General features: G+C 62.9%; 22 protein-coding genes. 14 read left to right on the top strand and 8 right to left on the bottom strand.

Annotation, left to right across the window (positions count from 1 at the left end):
• Positions 1–22: 22 nt before the first annotated feature.
• On the top strand, positions 23–853 hold the full coding sequence (locus tag ACO06J_RS04880) for a transglutaminase-like domain-containing protein (RefSeq protein WP_421759581.1): 831 nt from the start codon (positions 23–25) through the stop codon (positions 851–853).
• Here ACO06J_RS04880 and ACO06J_RS04885 read toward each other — a convergent pair whose 3' ends face one another.
• From ACO06J_RS04885 to flgF, 6 genes are all read right to left on the bottom strand, one after another.
• Positions 854–2116: a PQQ-dependent sugar dehydrogenase gene (locus ACO06J_RS04885; protein ID WP_421762450.1), complete on the bottom strand. Its 1263-nt coding sequence runs from the start codon at positions 2114–2116 to the stop codon at positions 854–856.
• A gap of 56 nt (positions 2117–2172) precedes the next feature.
• Positions 2173–3684: a carboxypeptidase M32 gene (locus ACO06J_RS04890; RefSeq protein WP_421759582.1), complete on the bottom strand. Its 1512-nt coding sequence runs from the start codon at positions 3682–3684 to the stop codon at positions 2173–2175.
• A gap of 209 nt (positions 3685–3893) precedes the next feature.
• Entirely contained in the window at positions 3894–4640 is a 747-nt protein-coding gene (gene flgH, locus ACO06J_RS04895; RefSeq protein ID WP_421759583.1) for a flagellar basal body L-ring protein FlgH, read from the bottom strand.
• 14 nt (positions 4641–4654) lie between these two features.
• Positions 4655–5593 (bottom strand): flagellar basal body P-ring formation chaperone FlgA, encoded by a 939-nt coding sequence (gene flgA, locus ACO06J_RS04900; protein ID WP_421759584.1) that lies wholly within the window; start codon positions 5591–5593, stop codon positions 4655–4657.
• A 15-nt stretch (positions 5594–5608) separates the two neighbouring features.
• On the bottom strand, positions 5609–6394 hold the full coding sequence (gene flgG, locus ACO06J_RS04905; RefSeq protein WP_421759585.1) for a flagellar basal-body rod protein FlgG: 786 nt from the start codon (positions 6392–6394) through the stop codon (positions 5609–5611).
• Positions 6395–6406: 12 nt separating this feature from the next.
• On the bottom strand, positions 6407–7144 hold the full coding sequence (flgF, locus tag ACO06J_RS04910) for a flagellar basal-body rod protein FlgF (protein WP_421759586.1): 738 nt from the start codon (positions 7142–7144) through the stop codon (positions 6407–6409).
• Between the two features lie 278 nt (positions 7145–7422).
• On the opposite strand from flgF, the gene ACO06J_RS04915 reads away from it, so the two are divergent.
• The 5 genes from ACO06J_RS04915 (at position 7423) to ACO06J_RS04935 (ending at position 14117) form a co-directional block, all read left to right on the top strand.
• Positions 7423–7914 (top strand): flagellar basal body-associated FliL family protein, encoded by a 492-nt coding sequence (locus ACO06J_RS04915; protein ID WP_421759587.1) that lies wholly within the window; start codon positions 7423–7425, stop codon positions 7912–7914.
• A complete protein-coding gene (gene fliM / locus ACO06J_RS04920; protein WP_421759588.1) occupies positions 7914–9077 on the top strand; it encodes a flagellar motor switch protein FliM in 1164 nt (387 codons plus the stop codon). Before ACO06J_RS04915 ends, fliM begins: the two co-directional genes overlap by 1 nt.
• Positions 9077–9508, top strand: a complete 432-nt coding sequence (locus tag ACO06J_RS04925) for a DUF6468 domain-containing protein (protein ID WP_421759589.1) — start codon at positions 9077–9079, stop codon at positions 9506–9508. Before fliM ends, ACO06J_RS04925 begins: the two co-directional genes overlap by 1 nt.
• On the top strand, positions 9505–10608 hold the full coding sequence (locus tag ACO06J_RS04930) for a MotE family protein (protein WP_421759590.1): 1104 nt from the start codon (positions 9505–9507) through the stop codon (positions 10606–10608). Before ACO06J_RS04925 ends, ACO06J_RS04930 begins: the two co-directional genes overlap by 4 nt.
• A 134-nt stretch (positions 10609–10742) precedes the next feature.
• Positions 10743–14117, top strand: coding sequence for a hypothetical protein (locus tag ACO06J_RS04935; protein ID WP_421759591.1), 3375 nt, complete (start codon positions 10743–10745; stop codon positions 14115–14117).
• Here the strand turns inward: ACO06J_RS04935 and fliP are convergent.
• A complete protein-coding gene (gene fliP / locus ACO06J_RS04940; protein ID WP_421759592.1) occupies positions 14114–14809 on the bottom strand; it encodes a flagellar type III secretion system pore protein FliP in 696 nt (231 codons plus the stop codon). The two genes, ACO06J_RS04935 and fliP, sit on opposite strands and share 4 nt — an antisense overlap.
• A gap of 88 nt (positions 14810–14897) precedes the next feature.
• On the bottom strand, positions 14898–15527 hold the full coding sequence (locus ACO06J_RS04945) for a hypothetical protein (protein ID WP_421759593.1): 630 nt from the start codon (positions 15525–15527) through the stop codon (positions 14898–14900).
• Positions 15528–15703: 176 nt separating this feature from the next.
• Between ACO06J_RS04945 and flgB the strand changes: the two genes are divergently transcribed.
• From flgB to cckA, 8 genes are all read left to right on the top strand, one after another.
• Positions 15704–16105: a flagellar basal body rod protein FlgB gene (gene flgB, locus ACO06J_RS04950; RefSeq protein WP_421759594.1), complete on the top strand. Its 402-nt coding sequence runs from the start codon at positions 15704–15706 to the stop codon at positions 16103–16105.
• 16 nt (positions 16106–16121) lie between these two features.
• Positions 16122–16535: a flagellar basal body rod protein FlgC gene (flgC, locus tag ACO06J_RS04955; RefSeq protein ID WP_421759595.1), complete on the top strand. Its 414-nt coding sequence runs from the start codon at positions 16122–16124 to the stop codon at positions 16533–16535.
• Between the two features lie 11 nt (positions 16536–16546).
• On the top strand, positions 16547–16693 hold the full coding sequence (locus ACO06J_RS04960) for a hypothetical protein (RefSeq protein ID WP_421759596.1): 147 nt from the start codon (positions 16547–16549) through the stop codon (positions 16691–16693).
• A 3-nt stretch (positions 16694–16696) separates the two neighbouring features.
• Positions 16697–16873 (top strand): flagellar hook-basal body complex protein FliE, encoded by a 177-nt coding sequence (locus ACO06J_RS04965; protein ID WP_421759597.1) that lies wholly within the window; start codon positions 16697–16699, stop codon positions 16871–16873.
• Between the two features lie 69 nt (positions 16874–16942).
• Complete coding sequence (gene fliQ / locus ACO06J_RS04970; RefSeq protein WP_421759598.1) at positions 16943–17209, top strand: flagellar biosynthesis protein FliQ; 267 nt, start codon at positions 16943–16945, stop codon at positions 17207–17209.
• 5 nt (positions 17210–17214) lie between these two features.
• A complete protein-coding gene (gene fliR, locus ACO06J_RS04975; protein WP_421759599.1) occupies positions 17215–17985 on the top strand; it encodes a flagellar biosynthetic protein FliR in 771 nt (256 codons plus the stop codon).
• A gap of 1 nt (position 17986) precedes the next feature.
• Entirely contained in the window at positions 17987–19072 is a 1086-nt protein-coding gene (gene flhB, locus ACO06J_RS04980; protein WP_421759600.1) for a flagellar biosynthesis protein FlhB, read from the top strand.
• A 124-nt stretch (positions 19073–19196) separates the two neighbouring features.
• A complete protein-coding gene (gene cckA, locus ACO06J_RS04985) occupies positions 19197–21761 on the top strand; it encodes a cell cycle histidine kinase CckA (RefSeq protein ID WP_421759601.1) in 2565 nt (854 codons plus the stop codon).
• The last annotated feature ends 18 nt before the right edge of the window (positions 21762–21779 follow it).

The following is a 21779-nucleotide window of genomic DNA, read 5'->3' on the forward strand; positions in this document are numbered from 1 at the left end:
CTGCATTGGCTAGGGAACATTCATGCAGATTAAAGCTGGTTACACGCTGACCTACGAATGTCCCGCGCCCACCCCCACTCTCCTGGCGCTCAAAATCCATCCCTCACGGCGCGCAGACCTTTTGACGCCGGAAGTGCTGACCTTCGACCCGCCGGTCGAGCATTGGGACTATACCGACGGCTTCGGCAACGTGTGCACCCGGCTGACTGCGCCTGCTGGCCGGTTGACGATCTCCACCTCGTTCGAGATCCACGATTCCGGCCGACAGGACTACATTCCCCACGATGCCATCCAGCACGACATCAAGGACCTGCCAGACCATACGCTGGTCTACCTGCTGGGGTCGCGCTATTGCGAAACCGACGTGCTCTCGGACATCGCCTGGCGCCTGTTCCAGAACACGCAACCGGGCTGGCCCCGCGTGCAGGCGATCCTCGATTTCGTTCATAACCACATCAGATTCGACTACATGCGCGCCGACAAGACGCGTTCGGCCTATGGCGGATATCTGCAGAAGGAAGGCGTCTGCCGCGATTTCACCCATCTCGCGGTCGCGTTCTGCCGCTGCATGAACATCCCGGCCCGCTACTGCACCGGCTATCTGGGCGACATCGGCGTTCCGGTAACCGCTGCGCCAATGGATTTTTCCGCTTGGTTCGAGGTCTACCTGGGTGGCCACTGGTACACTGCAGACGCGCGCAACAATCGCCCGCGCATTGGCCGCATCCTCATGGCTATCGGCCGCGATGCCACCGACGTCGCTCTGTCCACCCAGTTCGGCCCGACCACACTGGTCGGCTTCAACGTGGTGACTGACGAAATCGACACCGCCGTCGCCCGCGCAACGGGCTGATCAGGCACCAGTTACGCGCCAGACCACGTCTCCAACGTCGTCGCACACCAGCAGCGACCCGTCGGGTCCGATCTTGACCCCGACGGGGCGGCCGTAGGAGTCGCGCTCGTCCGGGGAGAGGAAGCCGGTGAGGATATCGCGTTGCGCGCCGGATGGCTTGCCGTTCTCGAACGGGATGAACACGACCCGATAGCCGCTCAGCTTGCTGCGGTTCCATGAGCCGTGCTGGCCGATGACCATGCCGTCGGGGAAGCCGGGCAGGGTGCCTGCCGGCATCCAGCAGAGACCCAGCGAGGCCGTGTGGCCGCCCAGCGCAAAATCCGGCTGGATGGCCTTTGCCACCATCGCGGGATCCTGCGGAACGCGATCATCGACGGTCTGGCCCCAGTAGCAGTAGGGCCAGCCGTAAAAGCCGCCATCTTGGACCGAGGTCAGGTAGTCCGGTGGCGTCTCGTCGCCGAGCCCGTCGCGCTCGTTGACCACAGTCCACAGCGCCCCGGTTGTCGGCTCCCAAGCTGTGCCGACCGGGTTCCGCAGGCCCGAGGCGAAGGTGCGGCTGGTGCCGGTGGCGATATCAAACTCAGAAATGAGGGCACGATCGACTTCTGCCGCCATGCCGTTCTCACTGATATTGCCCAGCGATCCGACACCGACATAGAGCTTGGTCTTGTCGCGGTTGGCGATCAGGCTGCGCGTCCAGTGGCCGTTGGTCTTGTAGGTGGTGAGTTTTTTGCCCGGCGCAGTGATCCTAGTTTCACCGCCCTTGTAGGGGTAGGCGACGATGCCGTCAGTGTTGCCGACATAGAGCGTCTCGCCGATCAGGGCCATGCCGAAGGGCTGGTTCAGGCCCTCGAGAAAGGTTTCGCGAACCTCTGCGACCCCGTCACCATCCGCATCCCGCAAGAGCATGATGCGGTTAGGGCTCGGTCCGACGGCGGCGGCGCGTTTCATTGTCGCGTACTGGGCATAGTCGAACGCCGTCCGGATGCCGCCAGGCGCGGTAAGGGACTCTGCCGCCAGAACGTCGCCATTCGGCAGCACATGCAGTTCGCGCGGGTGCTTCAGCCCGGTGGCGAAGGCGTTGACCTTGAGACCGGGCGCTGCAACCGGCAACTGGCCGGCGACCCAACCCTTGGCGGTCGGCATCTTGAGGGTGGGGATACCCTGCGGCTTGGCTTCAGGAATGGCCGGGCTGGGGCCAAACGCCTGCGGCAGCGCATCGCCATCCTGGCGGCGGAGCATGATCATGGTGGCGCCGACCATGGCGACAAGGCGCCCCACTATCCCGGTAATGTTCATCGTGCGTCCCTCTTTGCGTGTCACGCGCCCAGGTATCGGCGCTGCAAGTGATCCTGAAAATGGCGGGCGTTCAGCTTTTCGCCGGTCGCGCGCACCATCAGTTCGGGTGTCGGGTACTGGCTGGCTTCGCTCCAGATATGGTCGCGGCGCCAGTCGTTCAGGCCGGTGAAGCGGCCGTGGCGCATGTCGTCACGGGCATTGGGGTTCTCGCGCTCGATGGTGGCCCAGAGCTGGGCGGCCGTGATCGCGCCAAGCGTATAGCTCGGGAAGTAGCCAATCGCGCCGCTCGGCCAATGCACGTCCTGCATCGGCCCGTCCTTCATGTTGTCGATGGTCGAGAGCCCCAGATACTCGCGCATCTTGGCGTCCCAGGCTTCGGGGACATCCCTTGGCGCCAGCTTGCCGCCGACCAGGTCCTGCTCGAGTTCGAACCGCAGGATGACGTGCAGCGGATAGGTTGCCTCGTCTGCATCGACGCGGATCAGGCCGGGCTCGATCAGGTGCACCTGCGCCAGGACGTCTTCGAGGTCCCAGCCGGCCAGCGCGCCGTCGCCGAGATGGGTGCGCACATGCGGCATCGCCCATTCCCAGAACTCGGCCGAACGGGCGATCTGCTTTTCAACGAACAGGCTCTGGCTCTCATGAATGGTCATGCCGCGTGCCTTGCCCACCGGCCAGTGCGACCACTCCTTGGGCAGGCCCTGCTCGTAAAGTCCGTGGCCGGTCTCGTGCAGGATGCCCATCAGCGACGAGATGAACTCGGCTTCCACATAGCGCGTGGTCATGCGCACATCGGTCGGCACGCCGCCGCAGAACGGGTGGTGCGAGACATCGAGCCGGCCGTGGTCGAAATCGAAGCCGACCGCCTCCATCATGGCGAGGCCGAGCGCCTTCTGCCTTTCGATCGGGAACGGCGCGTTGAATGGCTTGAGCGGCCGACGCGCCAGCTTCTCGGTCTGGCGTGCGATAGCCTCGGGAATGAAGCCCTTGAGGAAGCGCTTGAGATCGGCAAACACAGGCTCGATATCGGCGGCGCGGTTGCCGGGGTCATACTGTTCCATCAGCGCATCGTAGGGCGTGAGGCCGAGGACATCGGCGCGCAGCGCCGCCTCCTCGCGCAGAATTTCCACAACGCCTTCAAACGCCGGCAGGAAGGCTTTCCAGTCGCCGGTTGGCCGCAACTGGCGCCAGAGCTGCTCGGAGCGGATGCGGACGTTGACCTGGCGGGAGACAAACTCCGAGGAAAGGCACGTCATGTTGGTGTAGACGCGGCGGAACTCAGCCACAGCCCGGGCCTGCATCGCATCGAGCGGCTCGGCCTCGGCGTCGCCCAGCCAGTCGCCAACCTCGGGCGACGTGGCCATCTCGTGATACATGCCAGCGAGCGTGCCCATGGCCTCGGCGCGCTTTTCGCCGCCACCCGTCGGCATCATCACCGCCTCGTCGACGCCCAGCATCGATTGCGCGTGCTCTATCGCCTCCAGGCGTTTCCCCAGGGCATCGAGTTTGGCAAAGGCGGAATTGGCGGACATCTAACACTCCATCGGCAACTGCCTCTAGCGAATAGCCAATAGGCGCTCCCGTTGGAACCCTAATCCGGGCTGTCCGGACTATACTTTCGGAAATTGGGAAGGGCGCAGCCGGGGAGACTGCGCCCTGAGATGGCGGGTTCTATTCTGGAACCTGCCTAAGGCTGACGGCACCAATGGGGGATTGTGCCGCCAGCGATTTGTAATCCGCCTTAGAAAGGCAGGATGGCGTCCGCGATCTGCTGGCCGTAGCGCGGCTGCTGCACATCGGTGATCTGGCCGCGGCCGCCGTAGGAGATCCGCGCTTCGGCGATCTTGGACGAGGCGATGGTGTTGTCCGATTGCACATCCTCGGGGCGGACGATGCCGGCGACGATCATGTCGCGCACTTCGAAATTCACACGCACTTCCTGGTGGCCTTCGATGACGAGGTTGCCGTTCGGCAAGACCTGGGTGACCACGACGGCCACCTGAGTTTCGAGGCTTTCCTTGCGGTTCACCGAGCCGGTGCCGCTGTCGGCCAGAGCGCCCTCGGTGCTCAGCTTGCCACTGGCCTCCACGTCGGCGAGCGGGACCTTGCCGCCGAAGATCGAGCCCAGGACGCCGCCAACGCTGCCTTCGCTCGATGAACTGCGGCTGCGGTCGGTGGTGTTGGAGATCTTGGCGCTGTCGTCGATCGTCACCGTCACCGTCAGGATGTCGCCGACCTTGTGGGCGCGCTGGTCCTTGAAAAAGCCACGCGCATCGGTCGAGAACAGCGAGTTGGCCTGGTAGGAGACCGGCACCACTTCCGGCATCGGCATCTGCACCGGGCGGTAGCCCTGCTGTGCCGTCGGGTCAGCGATGGCGGTCAGCTTGGGCGCTTCGCCGACCGAGGCCAGCTTGTCGATGGTGGCGCAACCGGCGAGGAGCGAGACGAGGGCGGCGGTGGCAGAGAGCTTGAGGATGTTCATGATCATGTCCCTTGTGCCCGTCACAGGCCGGCAAGTTTGGTGGAGGAGAAACCGACTTCCACGGTTCCGGTAGCGGTAGCGGTGCCGGTGAAGATCTTCCTGCTCACCGGGTTGAGGATCTGCACAAGTTGGCCGGTGCTGGCGTCACTCAGAGCCTTTCCTTCAAGGCTCAAGGTCATCGGGCCGGAATGGAACAGCACCAGCACATCGGCATTGCGCTTGATCACGAGTGGCTCGGTAACATCGCTCAGCTTCAGCATCAGGCCTTCGCGTGCATTGCGCCGCAGAGCCTTGCCGACCAACTGGTCCACTGTGTCGACGCCGGTTGCGTCCGCGTAGTCGGCGGGCACCTTTTTCATCTCGATGTCGGCGGGGGTCAGCACGGCCCCGGCCTGCAGGTTGTTGGCGAGGTGCGGCACTTCGATCATCAGGTCGATCGTGCCGCTGACGTCGACCGGGAGCGCCATGCCGGCGATTGTGAAGCGGGCGGCGAAGCTCTTGCTGCCGGGGGTATACTGCAGGTTGGCCAACTGGACCGGGTCTGCCACCGCCTCGGCATTGAAGCTCGGGTCCTGCTGGCTGAAGCGGGCTTCGACTTCGATGCCCTCAGAGAGCAGGCCACGGCGCTGCAGCTCGTCTGCGATCAGCCGGTTGAGCATGACGCCGTCAACCACAGTGCCGCTGCGGGCGACCCCAACTTCGAGAAGGCCGTGGCGGTCGAAATCCACGAGTCCTGCGTTGCTGGCTGCCTGGCGGATCGCGTCAAGGCCGACCAGACCTGAGGTGCCGGGGGCAGGGGCGCGGAACAGCGGCGTCGCTGCAAGGGCGCCAGCGTCGTCGAACATGTCGCCCAGGGTCACGAGCGGGCCGGTTACCGTGACGTCGGACTTTAGGATGGGAGCCGCGAGAGCCGGAGTGGCAAGGAGTGCGAAGGTGAGGGCGATGAGCGAGAGTTTCATGATCAGGGTCCCCTATCAGCGCATCTGCGTCGTGGCCTGGAGCATCTCGTCGGCGCCGGTAATGACGCGGGCGTTCATCTCGTAGGCGCGTTGAGCGGCGATCAGGTCAGCGATTTCCGTGACGGAGTTGACGTTCGAGCTTTCGAGATAGGCCTGGAGCAGGTCGCCCATGCCATCCGAGTTCGGAGTGCCGCTCTGTGCCGGGCCGCTGGCGCCGGTTTCGACGAACATGTTGTTACCAATCGATTCGAGACCCGCCTTGTTGGCAAAGCGAGCGATCTGCAACTGGCCCAGGGTCGTCGGGGTGGTCGAGTTGTTGAGGTAGGCCTCGACGGTCCCATCAGGGGCGATGGAGACGGAGTTGGCGGTGCTCGGAATGACGATGCCCGGCTGGATGGTATAGCCGTCCACGTTGACCAGCTGGCCGCTGGAGTCACGTTCGAACGAGCCGTCACGGGTGTAGCCGGTACGGCCGTCGGGCAGGGACACGGCGAAGAAGCCCTCGCCACGGATGGCGATATCGAGTTCCTTTTCCGTCGGCGCCACGTCGCCCTGGCTCATGACGCGCGGTGTGGCAGCAGTCTTGACGCCCGAGCCGATCTCGATGCCAACGGGTACTTCGGTGCCGGTGGCCGAGGTGGTCGAACCGGCGCGGCGGAAGCTCTGGTAGAGCAGGTCCTGGAACTCGGCGCGCTGGCGCTTGTAGCCAGTGGTCCGCATGTTGGCGATATTGTTGGAGATCACCTCGACGTTGCGTTCCTGAGCGGCCATGCCACTGGAAGCGATATAGAGAGCCTGCATGTCGAAATCTCCTTACGCGGCCAGCGAGCCGAGGCGTTGAATTGCCGAACGGCGCATGTCGTCCTGCTCCTGCATGAGCGAGGCGATGTTCTCGTAGGCGCGCTGCACCCGGATCATCTCGGTCATTTCACCAACGCCTGAGACGTTGGACTTTTCGATTGCGCCCTGCACGACGCGGGTCTGCGTGGCCGCGACGGGAGTGCCGCCGGAATAGAGGTTGTTGCCTTCGCGCACCGTGGCCTGCGGATCATCAAACTCGACGACCCGCAGCTTGCCCTTGACGCCGGCGCTGCTTGAAATCGAACCGTCGGTGCCGATGGCAATGTCGGTTTCGTTATTTGAGAACTTGACCTCGCCGCCTTCGGACATCACCGGGTTGCCATCGAGATCGACCAGGGTGCCGGCGGAGTTGATGGCGAAGGACCCGGCGCGGGTCCAGCGTTCGCCTTGCGGCGTGTTGACCACGAAGAAGCCTTTACCTTCGAGCGCGACGTCGAGCGGATTGCCGGTCTGTGACAGGGGGCCGCCCGACATGTCGTGAATGGTGGTCCAGTCGTCGGTAAAGCTCAGCTGCTGGTCGGGAAAGGAGAAGTCCTTATCCTTGGCGACAGGCATCATGTACTGCTCGAACAGCAACTGCTCGGATTTGAAACCGGTTGTGTTGATGTTGGCGATATTGTTGGCCACCACGTCCATCTGCCGCTGCAAGGCGACCTGGCGCGACAAGCTGATGAGTTGCGCATTTTCCATGGCGCAGAGTCCCCGTTACGTCCCAGAACCATCCGACCTCCCCAGGCCGTCCGGCTCGCTGTTAACATTGCAGCAACCATGCCAAGTCTGGATATCGTTATTCATCAATGGTTTAGACTGCGGATGCACCAGGCAGGAACCGCTGCTCAGGGCGGTCGGCGGTAAAAACTGCCCGGCAATTTGTGCCGGTCTGGGGCGTATCGTAACCAATCGTTAACCCTCGGGCGCTTAGCTCCTTGCAGCAGCGGAATCGTCCGGTGCGCCCTGGAGTCTTGGGTATGGCCGCGGAAGCCGAAATCGAAGCGGGTGAAGGCGCACCAGCGGCCAAGAAGAAGCTGCCCATCATGCTCATCGCCATCATCGGCGCGGTGGTGGTGCTGCTCGGGGTGGGCGGGGCTGCCTATTTCCTGTTCTTTTCAGGTGGCAAGGATGCTGCGCACGAAGGCGAGCTTGCCGCAGCTCCTGAGACCTTCATCTTCAATCTGCCCACCATGACCGTAAATCTCAGTGCCGACGGCGGCGCTGCGCAGTTCATGAAGCTGACCATTGCGCTCGAAGTGGCCAATGAAGAGGTGATGACCGAGATCCAGCCGCGCATGGCCAAAGTGGTCGACGCCTTCCAGGTCTATCTGCGTGAGCTCCGGGTCAGCGACCTCGAGGGATCGGCTGGTATCTATCGTCTCAAGGAAGAGCTGCGCCGGCGCGTCAATATCGCGATCTTCCCTCAACAGGTGGTCAGCATCCTGTTCAAAGAAATCCTGGTGCAGTAATGGCCGGCCCGGGCGAGCAGGACAAACTCTCGGACGACTGGGGCCTTGGTGCCGAAATTCTCGATGCCTCACCAGCAGAGGCCACCGAGGACAGCGACGACGCTACCGCCGACTGGGCGGCAATGCTGCAAAACGACGAGGCCGCTGAAGGGACCGGCGACCGCGTCCTCAACCAGGACGAGATCGACAGCCTTCTCGGATTTGATCCCAATGCCGGGGGCGGCGCGGAGCTCACCGGCGTTCAGGCGCTGATCAACTCGGCTCTTGTCAGCTACGAACGCCTGCCGATGCTCGAAATCGTCTTCGACCGGCTGGTTCGGCTGGCGACGACTTCGCTGCGCAATTTCACCTCCGACAACGTCGAAGTGGCGCTGGATTCCATCTCCTCGGTGCGCTTCGGCGATTACCTGAACTCGATCCCGCTGCCTGCGATCCTTTCGGTGATCAAGGCTGAGGAATGGGATAATTTCGGTCTCCTCACCGTCGACTCGCCCTTGATCTACTCGATGATCGACGTGCTGCTCGGCGGCCGCCGCGTTGGGGGCACCATCCGGGTTGAGGGACGGCCGTACACGACGATCGAAATGGCGCTCGCCCGGCGGATGATCGAGGTTATTCTTGAAGACACGCACAAGGCATTCGAGCCTCTGACGCCGGTAAACTTCAAGATCGAGCGGTTGGAGACCAACCCACGTTTTGCCGCCATCTCCCGTCCTGCCAACGCAGCGATCCTGATCGAGCTCCGCATCGAGATGGACGACCGCGGCGGCAAGATCGAAATCCTTCTGCCCTACGCCACGATTGAGCCCATCCGCGAGCAGCTGCTGCAGATGTATATGGGCGAAAAGTTTGGTCGTGACCCGATCTGGGAAGGGCATCTGGCGACCGAGATTTACTCAGCCGATGTCGAGATCGACGCAATCCTCCACGAAATGGATCTGCCTCTCAGCCGAGTGCTGAAGATGCAACCCGGTGACACGGTAATGTTCGACCGGGCGCCCGGCGATCCGATCCGGCTCCGGTGCGGCGACACGGACCTCACCGATGCCATCATGGGTCACATTGGCAAGAACGTATCGGTGCGCGTCGCGCGGCCTTTGAACCCACCGAAAGTGACCATGGCCGCCTTCGAGGCCATCGACGAAAAACAGGAAGTGCGCTGATGCTTGGCATGTCGCTTGGAATGCTGGTCGAGACACTGGTTGCCGTGCTGCTGGCCACCACGATCGGGTATTGCATCGTGCTCAACCAGCGGCTGAAGCGGCTGCATGGCGATCGTGATCAACTTCGCAAGATGGTGGCCGATCTGGTCTCGGCAACCACTCTCGCCAATGCGGCAATCCAGGAGCTGAAGGCGACGGCGCAGGAAGCCGAGATCGGACTCGAAGCCCGTCTCGGCGAAGCCGAACGCTTTGGCATCGAACTCGCGAACCATGTCACGGCCGGCCAGCAGATCATGGACAAGATCGCGCGGATCACCAGCGTGGCGCGCAACGGTCAGCCGATGGAAGATCGCCTCGCCGAGCCCAACAAGGTGCAGTCGGCGCTGCAGCAGCTGTCGATGCGCCCCCGTATCCGGGGCAACGCCGCGTGAAATCACCTCGGCTCATTCCGGTCGTCATCGCCGCCACGACAGCGCTGCTGATCCTCAAGGGGATCGGCCTCCTTACGACTGGCAGCTATGTGCTCACCGGAACGAGCGTCGCGGTTGCCGAGGGCGGCGGTCACACGGCCGCCAGTGGCGGTGCGGAGGCCCAACCTGGCAGCACCGACCCGACCATGGCGCTTCCCCAGGAAGCGACCATGACCGACACGGCGCCGGTGCTGGATGACAAGAGCGCCACCATGCCGCTCACCGACCCGGCTGCCGCGCACGGTGAAGCCGCTGCGACGGCTGAAGCCGCGCCGGCGGACCCCGCAGCCGCACCAGCCGACACGGTGCCTGCCGATGGCGGCTTTGTTGCACAGCAGTTCTGCCCGAGAGAAGAACCCGTCCTGGACGCCAACGGGCATACCGTCGCGCAACCGGACGCGACCGCCTCTGGCGCTGCACCCGGCGCTGCTCCTGCACCGGCAGATGCGTCGGCGCACGGCGCAACGCCAGCAGATGCTGCTGCCGCCTCAGCCGCCGCTACCCCAAACTGCATTCCTGATCCCGGTACCAATGCGCAGGGCGACGCTCTTGCCTTGATCAAGAATGCCAAAGGCGAAATCGTGCCCCTCTCGCAGGAGAGCGCTGGGTCGGAACCAGCAGTGCTGCAGCGCCTCGGCGAACGTCGCGACAATCTCGATGCGCGCGAGGCCGAACTTGCCGCGCGTGAGGATTTGCTGAAGGCAGCTGAGAAGCAGCTCGACGATCGCACGGCGGAACTCAAGGCCATCGAAGAAAAGGTCAACGCGCTCGTCGAGGAAAAGAAGTCAGCCGAGCAGCAGCAGTTCACCTCGATCGTTGCCATGTACGAGCAGATGAAGCCCAAGGACGCGGCGACGATCTTCAACGAGCTTGAGACTCCGCTCCTGATCAAGGTGGCTTCAGCGATGAATCCCAAGAAGATGGGGCCAATTCTGGCGAAAATGGATCCGCTCAAGGCCAAGGCCCTGACCGATGGGATGGCCGCACAGCAGGCCGAACAGAACGGCGGCGACCTGACCGGCGCCGATCTCGCGAACCTGCCGCAAATCGTCGGGAAGTAGGGTTGCCCAACTCCGCCCTGGCCGCGTTTGACGGGTAGTATTCATGCGCAATCCCACGTGGTCCGGTTAGCCCCACGTTAAGCCCGCCTCCTTATGCTCGCTTTCACCAGAAGGCGGAGCGGCAGAAGCCGGTCATGATTAGTCGCGAACCAGCAGAGCGAGGGGGCGTGTCGTCCCCGTGGCGCGCATTGACGCTGCTGCTCGCGTTCATCTGCGGATGGATGTTGTTCATCGACGGGGCGAACGCCGCTGACCGTGCCCAGATTCTTGCTACCGAAGAGGCCGGATTTGGCCGGCTGGTCCTGACCTTTCCAGACCGCATCGAGCTGCCGCCCTACAAGATCAAATATGACAATGGCGTCCTTGCCATCGAATTCCAGTCGCCAGTGAGCATTGCGCTTCCCGACATGGCCGCAACCATGCCGGGTTATGCGACCATCGCCCGGCAGGATCCCGACGGCAAAGGCATCCGTATCGGGCTCCGCGCGGCGTTCAACCTCAACCATATGGAGGCGGGCGAGAAGCTCTTCATCGATCTGATGCCCGCCGATTGGCAGGGCATGCCGCCGGCACTGCCCCCAGAAGTCGTCGCCCAATTGGTAGAACGCGCCAAGAATGCCGCGATCATTGCCGAACAGAACCGCAAGGCCGAGGAAGCCAAGACGCTGAAGCCGGTCGCGACGGTGCGCATGGGTCGCAATCCGACCTTCATCCGCATGGAGTTCGATTGGAACGTCGATACCAAGGCGAGCTTTGCCCTTTCGGGTGGTGAGGGCGCGCTGATGTTCGATTGGCCGGTTCCGGTGGATCTTTATGAACTGAAGGCCGATCTGCCCAAGCAGATCAAGAGCGCGACGAACGATGTCAGCCCGGCAGGCTCGCGGGTGTCCATGAAACTGGCCGATGGTGTGGTGCCACGCTTTTACGAGCTCAGCCCCAGGAATTTCGTCGTCGATATCGACATCGCCGCTGAAGACGGGCTCAAGCTGGCGCTGGCGGCTGAGGAGGCGGCCAAGAAGGCCAAGCAGGCCGCAGATGCTGAAGCGGCCGCAAAAGCCGGTCATGACGATAAGCCGGCCAATGTGAATGACGGCACGGGCGGCGAGGTCGCCGCAGTTGCCGGTGCGCCCATCGTGCCGCAGGTCACCACCGCTGGAAACACGGTCCGCATTTCGTTCCCCTTCGCCAAGGACACGGCGTCCGCCGTATTTCGGCGTGGCGACACGGTGTGGATGGTGTTCGACACCGATCAGTCCATTTCCGACCCACCGCCCTCCCAGGCGCTTTCCAGCGTCGCGTCCTCGTTGAAAGTTGTTGCGGCCGGTGACACCACCGTCGTTCGCCTCGATCTTGCGGCTGATCGGCTCGCAACCCTCGGCTCAGAGGGCAGGGCCTGGGTGCTGTCGCTTGGCGACGTGCTGCTCAACGCTACCGAGCCGGTGACTCTCGATCGCTCGCGCGGCGAGGATGGCCGCTACATCATGACCGCCGATCTGCAGCGGCCCGGCAAGGTTCACATGCTGCGCGATCCCGTGGTTGGCGACACCCTTCGCGTCGTCACCGTGATGCCGCCCGCCAGAGGTCTGGTGCGCGAGTTGCACTATGTCGATTTCGATGCGCTGCAGTCAGCGCATGGCCTCGTGATCAAGCCACTCACCGATAGTCTGGACGTGGCGATCGCCGACAAGGTCGCGCAGATCAGCAGCAAGGACGGGCTGGTGCTGTCGGCAGCCGAAGCGGCGCGCACCCTTGATGCCGGCATCGCCCCGGACCTGCGAGAAAGCTATGTCGATCTTGGGCTGTTCCAGGAACAGGATCTCGGCAAGCTCGCTGAAAAGCGTGAGGAATTGATCGGCAAGGCGTCATCGGCCGAAGGGCGCCTCCGAGACGTCGCACGGCTGGAGCTCGCAAATCTGCTCGTCGCAAACCAACTCAGCTACGAGGCTCTGGGTGTCCTCGACGTCGCCGAAAAGGAACTCTCCAGCGAAGACCAGCGGCGCAAGCTGATGCTGTCGCGCTCGATCGCAGACACGTTGGCCGGGCGCTATGCCGATGCGCTGACCATCCTCAACGGCAACGGCTTTCCTGACCAGTCGGATGCCTTGATGTGGCGCACAATGGCCAAGGCAGATGGGGGAGACTTCGTCGGTGCCCGCGCCGATGCGCTGGCGTCCGAACCGGTGGTCGCGAGCTATCCTGTCTGGATCCAGCAGAAGTTCCAGTTTGCGGCTCTCCTTGCCGCCGTGGAAACCAGCGATACGCCGATGGCTCTGCGGCTCATCGGCGAGATCGAGTTTGCAAAGCTCGATCTGGATCAAGTGAGCCTTTATGAGCTGATGCAGGGCCGCATTGCCGAGCTTGAAGGGCATCAGCAGGAGGCGCTGGACAGCTATGGCCAGGTGATCGCCACCGATGTGCGCCCGACGCGGGCCGAGGCCGTCTACCGCACGCTGCTGATGCTCGAAAAGAGTGGCGACATCGATCTCGCCAAAGCCACCGATACGCTCGCCACCGAGGCGATGACCTGGCGCGGCGGCCGGCTGGAGGCCGACATGCAGAAGCTGCTCGGCGAGCTCTACTTCAAGCACAAGGACTACCGGCTCGGCTTTGACACGGTGAAGCAGGCCTCGACCAGCTTCCCGAACTCTGAGGCCGTTGGCAGCCTGATCGCGGACGCATCACAAACGTTCGAAGACCTCTATCTCAATGGTGCGGCGGACGCGCTGGACGACGTGAGCGCGCTGTCGCTCTATTACGATTTCCGTGAGTTCACCCCGCCGGGCGCCCGCGGCGACGAGATGATCCGTAACCTGGTGCGCCGGCTGGTCAAGGCGGGCTTGCTTACCCAGGCCGGCGATCTCCTCGAGTATCAGGTCGATAGCCGTCTGGCCGGAGTGGCCAAGGCCCAGGTGGCCGCTGACCTCGCGATCATCCGCATTGCCGACCGCGACCCTGAGAGCGCGCTGCGCGTGCTCAACCGGACGCGGATGGCAGACCTTTCGCCATTGCTCGACCGGCAACGCCGCGTGCTGGAGGCGCGGGCGCTCATCGATTCCGGGCGGCAGGACCTTGCGCTTGACCTGATCTCCAAGCTCACCGGCAAAGATGCCGACCTGCTGCGCGTCGATGGCTACTGGAAGTCCAAGAACTACGCCTTGGCCTCGGAACTGCTCGAAGTGCTCTACACCCCGCAGCCCGGCGCGCCGCAGATGACGCAGGCGGAGCGGCTCAATGTCATCAAGGCTGCGGTTGGCTTTGTGCTGGCAGGCGACAAGATCGGGCTGTCGCGCCTCCGCACCAAGCTCGGCGACCAGATGGCCAATTCTGCCGAGTGGCCGCTCTTTGACTTCGTGACGCGCGATATCTCGCCGCAGAGCGCCGAGTTCCGCCAGGCGCTGCACGAGGTATCAGGGATCGATCCGCTCGATGCCTTCCTGACGACGTATCGTGCGATCTACGCCGATGGCAGCATCGCACCAAACGGCGCCAAGGCCCCGAACGCCGCCTAGCTGCCGGGAGCGACGAAGCTTCGGATCAGCGAGCCCGCGACGAGGTGCCAACCGTCGACGAGCACGAAAAAGATCAGCTTAAAGGGCAGGGAGATCACCACCGGCGACAGCATCATCATGCCCATCGACATCAGGACCGACGCGACCACCATGTCGATGATGACGAAGGGCAGGAACAGCAGGAAGCCAATCTCGAAGGCGCGGCGAAGCTCGGAGATCATGAACGCCGGCACGAGAATCTGCAGCGGGATCGTCTTGGCGTCCTCCGGCGGCGCGGTCTGCGACATGTCGTAAAAGAGCTTCACGTCCTCCTCCCGCACATTGGCGGCCATGAAGTCGTGGATCGGCAGCGAGGCGCGGTTGAAGGCCTCCTCGACCTGGATGTTCCCGGCAATCAGCGGGGCGACGCCGTTGTCGTAACTCTGCTGCAGCGTTGGCCCCATGACGAACAGCGTCAGGAATAAGGCGAGGCTGACCATTACCGAGTTGGGCGGGGCGGACTGCAAACCGATGGCAGTGCGCAGCAGTGAAAGCACCACCACGATGCGGGTGAAGCTGGTGACCATCACCAGGATCGACGGCGCCAGAGACAGAAGCGTTACCAGCCCGACCAACTGGACGGCGCGCTGCGTCACGCTAGCATCGTCGCCAAAGCTGATGGAAACGTCCTGACCGAAGGCCAGACTGGGCAAGACGATCGCGCCTACAAAGGCAATGAGCGTCAGGGTTCGTTTCGTAACGAGGTGCCGCGAAGCCGGTGCCCCGGAAGCGGGGAGTCCGTCAGCTGATTGAGTCGCGCGATGCGCCGGGTGTCGCGCCAAGACCAGTTCCAAGACCAGTTCGCCCCTTGTCGTCGATGCTTCTGGGCCTTGTAGCTGAGTCTTGTTCGTAGCGGCCTGAGTTATCCCCAGCCATCGGCGGTACGGGAATAATCGCGGGTTCCATGGTGCTGATCGGCCGCAACAGGCCGGTATGGCGCAGCGAGCGTGACCGGCGCAGGCCGTCCGGCCGCGCCATCTCCTTGAGCTTTTCCATCTGTGAGCGGGGCGGCACGGGTGCGGTTGGCGTGTCGATAGTCTCGGGCACTACCCCCGGCCTTCTCGCCGGCGTTGCTGGACGCTGCACCTCGATGCCGCTTTCCACCACGAGGTCCTGCGGACCGCCTGTGAGGATCAGATGCTCGACATCGTCCCGGCGGACAATCAACAGTTGCCGCCGCGCATCGACCTGCAACTGGTCGACCACCGTCAGTCGTCGAGCGCGGCCGCGCCCCAGCTTGCTGGTCGATTTCATGGTGACCTTAAGAACCCAAAGGCCCAGAACGATGAGGACGAGCACGATGCCGAGCGCCAGCGCGGTGGTAATCACCGTGTTGCCGGTCTCTCCAAACAGGCTGGTGAGGAATTGCATCTTGGTCTCCATCTCGCCGGGTGGCCACTGGCGCGAAGCAGGGCAGTTATTGCCGAGCATAGCGCCTAAATTGCGCAGATTGCGAGACAGCAGGGCTGTCGGACCCCATGGTTAACGTGTGGTTAACTTCTGATAGGCAGGATTTGCCCAGTTGCAGGAGATTCTGGGCCCGTTCGATGAAGCTAGCATTGCTCGACACATTGACCGAAAAAATGAAGTGGCATCAGGCGCGCCAGACGCTTCTCGCTGAAAACGTCGCGAATGCGGATACCCCCGGGTACCAGGGCCGCGATCTGAAGCAGCCCTCGTTCTCTGACCAGATGAAGCCACTGTCGGTCGCGACCGTATCGACCACTGCGACGCAGCCGGGGCATTTCTCGGTGTCGTCAAGCGCTGGGATCAACGGGTTCGGCGATACGGTCTCGAATAATTTCGAGGTCACGCCCGAGGGCAATGCGGTTTCCCTCGAAGACGAGATGATGAAGGTCACCTCCAACCAGATGGACTACCAGGCCATCACGGCGCTCTACACGCACTCGATCAAGCTGATCAAGACCGCACTCGGCAAGTCGGCTTAGGCCAAGGATCACCAGGATGAACGACTTCCTCTCCTCCATGCGGATCGCTGCAACCGGCCTTCACGCCCAGACGGCGCGGATGCGAGTGCTCGCTGAGAACCTTGCGAATGCGGATTCTGCCGGCAAGACGCCGGGGGAGGATCCGTACCGGCGCAAGATCCCGACCTTCAAGTCGGTGATGGACAACGACATCGGGGGCGAGGTGGTCAAGATCGGCAAGATCGCGCTCGACCAGAGCGAGTTCCAGAGCCGCTATGAGCCCGGCCACCCGGCCGCTGACGCCAATGGCTACGTGAAGTACCCCAACGTGAACGCCTTGATCGAGACGATGGACATGCGCGAGGCCCAGCGTAGCTACGAGGCCAATCTTAACGTCGTCACGGTTACCCGGCAGATGCTGGGCCAGACCATCGACCTGCTCAAGGGCTGAGGATCTGACTGATGGCAATCCCACTGAACGCTGCCGCTGCCGCCTATTCCAACGCCGCCAAGCTGATGACCCAGGCGCTGAAGTCGCCCGCCGTCGATCAGGTCGCCTCCACCGGTGGTGGACAGGACTTCGGCAAACTGTTGAGCCAGGCTGTCTAGGGCGTGGTCGATTCCGGAAAGACTTCGGACGCCAAGGCGATGGATGTCGTTAACGGCAAGGGCGACATGGTCGATGTCGTCACCGCGATCAGCCAGACGGAATTGGCGATGGAGACCATGGTTACCGTTCGTGACCGGGTCATTTCCGCCTACGAAGAAATCATGCGGATGCCGATCTAGGCCTTCTGCAACGAGCCGACTCGGTATCTCTATCCGCCAAGGATAGCCACTGGCGCAGGAGCGCGACTCATGACCGGACCTGTAATTCTCGATCTGGCCCGTGACGGCACCTGGGTGATGATTATTGTCGCGGCGCCGATGATGATCGTCGGGCTCGTGGTCGGCGTGGTGGTGGCGCTGTTTCAGGCCCTCACCCAAATCCAGGAACAGACCCTGGTGTTTGTTCCGAAAATCCTTGCGATCTTCGTGACCATGATCATCACGTTGCCCTTCATGGGGGCGACGCTCGGCAACTACATGACCCGGCTTGCGGATATGGTCATAGCGGGCGGCTGAGCAGCATGATCTCGCTCAACTGGCTGCCCGAGACTGCGTACTTCTTCATCCTGATTTTCGCGCGCGTTGGCTCGGCCCTGATGCTCATTCCGGCATTGGGCGAGACGACGATTCCGGCGCGTTTACGTCTGACTTTCGGGCTGGCACTCTCGCTCGTCCTCTATCCCGGTATTTCGCCCCAACTTCCGCCGCCACCGGCCGATATTTTCGCCACCATTGTCGTAGTGTTGCACGAGATCGCGATCGGGCTGCTCATCGGAGCCATCGCGCGGCTTTCGGTGATGAGTGCGCAGGTTGCCGGCGCCATCATTGCGTCATCGGCGGGAATCTCGCTGGCGCAGGCGGCCGATCCAACCAATGGCGGGGCGCAGGGCGCCTTGATTGGCGCGTTCCTGTCGTTCCTCGGGGTAGCATTGATCTTTGCGTCGAACCTCCATCACGTCGCGATCTCGGCCATCTACGACAGCTATATGATCTTTTCGCCCAAGGAGCCGCTGATGTTCGGCGATGCGGCGGAGACGGTGATCGAAGTCATCGCTTCGGCTTTCGTCGTTGGGGTTCAGATGTCGGCGCCCTTCATCATCTTCGGGCTGGTGTTCAACCTGGGCCTCGGGATTCTGGGCCGGCTCATGCCCCAATTGCAGGTCTACTTTCTCGCCATGCCTGCCACTATTGGCGTGGGCCTGCTCCTGATGGCGTTGCTGCTCTCGATGATGATGGGTCTCTACCTGATGCATTTCGAGTCGACGCTCGCCATGCTGCGCGGCGTCGCCTGAGATGAGCGACGACGCACCGGAACAGTCATCAAAAACCGAAGACCCTTCGGAAAAAAAGCTCCGTGACGCCCATGAAAAGGGCGATGTGGTCAAGAGCCAGGAGGTCAACACCTGGTTCCTGCTCTCAGGCTCCGCCCTGGTGTTTGCTATGCTGGCGGTTCCGACCAGCCAGAGCCTGATGTCGACTTTCGCCATTTTGATGGGCAATGCCGAAAAATACGAGGTCGGCAGCCAGGCGCTCAATGCGTTCTGGGGCAGCCTCGCGTCCTCTATCCTCATGGTGGCGCTGGTCCCCTGCGCCATCCTGACCGCCTTCGCCGTCGCCGGAAACCTGATCCAGCACCGCCCCTTGCTTTCGTTGGAGCCGCTCAGGCCCAAGCTCTCCAAGATCAACCCGCTGGAGGGCGCCAAGCGGCTGTTCTCACGCGATGCCCTGGTCAACTTCGTCAAAGGGCTGCTGAAACTCGGGCTGGTGTCGGCCGTGCTGTGGTTCGTGCTGGCACCCGAGTTTGACAAGCTCGAAGCCACCGCGACGCTCGATGTGGCGGCGATCCTCACCGATTTCATGGAGCTTTCCATGAAGATTTTTGGCGCGGTGCTCGCCATCATCACCATCATCGCCATTGCCGACTACGTCTACCAGCGCAACCGTTGGTGGAGCCGGCTCAAGATGACGGTCCAGGAGACTCGGGACGAGTACAAACAGCAGGAAGGCGATCCCAAGGTCAAAGGCCGTATTCGCCAGATCCGGCACGAGCGGGCGCGCAAGCGCATGATGGCTAACGTGCCCAAGGCGACAGTGATCATCACCAACCCGACCCACTATGCGGTGGCGCTGAAGTACGACAGCACGATGAGCGCGCCGCAATGTGTCGCCAAAGGCGCAGACGCCATTGCTCTGCGTATCCGCGAACTCGCCAGGCAACACGATGTGCCCATCGTCGAGAACCCGCCGCTGGCCCGCGCGCTCTATGCGGCGGTCGATGTTGACGAGAGCATTCCGGGCGAGCATTTCAAGGCTGTGGCCGAAGTCATCGGCTTTGTGATGCGGCTCAAGAAATCCAGGGGTTGGCGCACGGCGGGCTAGGCGCTCGCCACAATCGTGTCGCGCAGATCGGGGATAACCCCTTTGCTGCTACCCAACCGACGAGCCCATTTGCTAGACCTTTGAGTGCCTGATTCGCCGTGATTTTCGGGGACCTGACCAGCGCATGGCACCGTTGCCGCTCGACGAAGACAACTATCCCAACCCGCTGCTGAGCCGGGCCAGAGGAAGCACCGGCCTTTGGCGCGTTGTGGCGCTGGCGGCGTTCTTCATTCTCGTGGCCGTGCTGCTCTCCACCATGGGCGATCACATCCCACCCGACCTCATTCTGATCTTCCTTGGCCTGCTCGCAGTGGTCGGCGTGTTCTGCCTGTTCGGCATTGCCGCGGGATTGTTTCGCCTCGGCGGCTCGGAAGAGGGAACCTCGCTTAGCCGCGTCGTCGTCGACAGCCTGCCGTTCGGCGCTGTCGTTACCGATCGAGACGGCAAGATCTCCTACGTCAATGCGCACTATGGCGAGTTTGCCGGTGGCGTCAGCGACGGCGTACCGGTTTCGGTGCCCCGTCTGTTCGCTGGCCAGCCAGAAGCCAGCGAAGCCATCTACCGCATCTCGCGTGCTGCCAGAGATGGCCGTCCGGCATCCGAGGACGTGCGCATCGTCGGCGGTCTGGGCGGTTCAGCCGGTGGCAGCGCCAAGCCATCATGGTATCGCGTCAGCGTCCGCGCTCTGCCGGAAATCGATGGCAGCGGCAAGCCGCTGGTCCTCTGGTCGGTGGAGGATATCACCCGCGACCGCGAGCGGCAGGACAATGCCTTTCTCGAGTTGCAGCGCGCCATCGACTATCTGGACCACGCGCCTGCCGGGTTCTTTTCCGCCGATGCCAAGGGCCGGATCCAGTACCTCAACTCGACGCTGGCCGACTGGCTTGGTTACGACCTTGCCGAATTCGAGAGCGATGCGATCCGGCTCGACGATGTGGTGCGCGGCGATGGCGCCAGCCTCCTGATGCGCGGCCGCAGCGATGGTGAAATCCGCACCGAGATCATCGATATCGACCTCGTCCGCCGCAACGGCACCAGCTTTCCCGTCCGCCTGATGCACCGCGCAGCCCGCCTCGCCGATGGCGAATTGGGTGAAACCCGTACGCTGGTTCTCGACCGCCGCCACGGCGCCGACAAGGAAGAGGCCCTGCGCGCCTCTGAAGTGCGTTTCTCGCGCTTTTTCAACGACACGCCCTTCGCTATCGCCACGCTCGACAAAGCCGGCCGCATCGTCCGCACCAACGCGCCGTTCAGCCGGATTTTCGGTTGGGCCGGCGGCGAGGCTTCTATCGACCTGAAGCCGATGGCCGATCTGATCGGTGAGGCGAGCCGCGAGGGATTTGGCAAAGCCGTTGCCGCCGCTGTCTCCGAACGCTCCGAAATCGAGCCGGTCGATGCCACCCTCCCCAATGGCGGCGACCAGGCAGTCCGGCTCTATGTCTCGGGCTCAGAAGAAGTCGAGGGTTCTGACGAGCGGGTCAACGTCTATGCGCTGGATATGACCGAGCAGCGCAAGCTCGAGGCGCAGTTCGCGCAGGGCCAGAAGATGCAGGCCGTGGGCCAGCTGGCCGGCGGCGTGGCGCACGATTTCAACAACGTGCTCACTGCCATCATCGGGTTCTCCGACCTCTTGCTCCTCAAGCACAAGCCCGGCGATCCCTCCTTCGCCGACCTGATGTCGATCAAGAACAGCGCCAACCGCGCCGCCGGCCTTACCCGCCAGCTCCTGGCTTTCTCGCGCAGGCAGACGCTCCGACCGCAGGTGCTAGAGATCCCCGGCCACGTCGATGACCTGACGGTGCTGCTGAAGCGCCTGATTGGCGAGCAGATCACCCTGGGCGTCGAGCATGGCCGCTCTGTCTGGCCGGTCAAGGCAGACCTCGTGCAGCTTGAGCAGGTGGTGGTTAACCTTGTGGTCAACGCCCGCGATGCCATGCCCAATGGCGGCAGCATCACCATCCGCACCCGCAATGTGACCGAATCCGAAGCCGCTGGCCTCACTTACACGGGTATGCCCCCGGCCGAATACGTACTGATCGAGGTCGAAGACACCGGCACCGGCATGCCGCCCGAAGTGCTCGAGAAAATCTTCGAGCCGTTCTTTTCAACCAAGGAGCTGGGCAAGGGCACCGGGCTCGGCTTGTCGACGGTCTATGGCATCATCAAGCAGACCGGCGGCTTCATCTACCCGGACTCGGTTGTCGGCAAGGGTACCAATTTCCGCATCTTCCTGCCGCGGCACATCCCCACCGAAGGCGAAGCGCCAGTTAAGGTGGTTGCCGCGCCGGTCAAGGATCTCACCGGGCACGAGCGCATCCTCATCGTCGAGGACGAGGATAGCGTCCGCGCCTTCTCCGCCCGCGCCCTGCGCGCCACCGGCTACGAGGTGTTCGAGGCCGACGGCGGGGAAGAAGCGCTCGATGTGCTCGATGAGCTCGACTACAAGATCGACCTGATGATCTCGGACGTCGTCATGCCGGAAATGGACGGGCCGACGCTCCTCACCAAAGTGCGCCAGCGGATGCCGGAGCTGAAGGTGATCTTCGTTTCCGGCTATGCCGAGGAAAACGTGCGCCAGGATATCGCCGACAACCAGAGCGTCGAGTTCCTGCCCAAGCCGTACTCGCTCGACCAGATCAACTCCAAGGTCAAGGACGTGCTCGGCAAGATCGACAATTCGAGCGAGTAGTGCGGTAGCGTTTTGCGC

The sequence above is a fragment of the Devosia sp. genome, from assembly GCF_965229025.1.
Taxonomy (GTDB): Bacteria; Pseudomonadota; Alphaproteobacteria; order Rhizobiales; family Devosiaceae; genus Devosia_A.